We start from the raw sequence: 340 nt of genomic DNA on the forward strand, positions 1-340 counted from the left end.
GGCTTGGATTCAAGCCTTGGGGTGTTGCTGCTTGATCTGCTGCAGGGTCGAGAAGAACGGCTCAGCCTTGGGCATATGCCCTTGATTCATCGCGTGCCACAGCATGTCCAGTTGCTCCTCCACCGGCGGGTACTCGGCCGCACGGCGCTTGGTGTGGTCGCTCTTATGCTGAATTTTCAACGGTGAACTCCTGATCGCGGTATGGCCAAAGGGTGACCGTGACGGTGTAGATACCCGGCGCCGAAAATCCCAGCTCGATGTCACTGCCGTCAGCGGTGTAGGTTTCGCTCTCGATGTTGACGGCGGCACCTTCGTGCACCCCCTTCAACCAGAGCCCTTG

General features: G+C 59.1%; 1 protein-coding gene. It reads right to left on the reverse strand.

Annotated elements, in window-relative coordinates:
• Positions 1-9 precede the first annotated feature (9 nt).
• Complete coding sequence (locus GYA94_RS27800) at positions 10-180, reverse strand: hypothetical protein (RefSeq protein ID WP_009681808.1); 171 nt, start codon at positions 178-180, stop codon at positions 10-12.
• Between the last annotated feature and the right edge of the window lie 160 nt (positions 181-340).

The sequence above is a fragment of the Pseudomonas juntendi genome, assembly GCF_009932375.1.
In the GTDB taxonomy this organism is placed as follows: domain Bacteria; phylum Pseudomonadota; class Gammaproteobacteria; order Pseudomonadales; family Pseudomonadaceae; genus Aquipseudomonas; species Aquipseudomonas juntendi.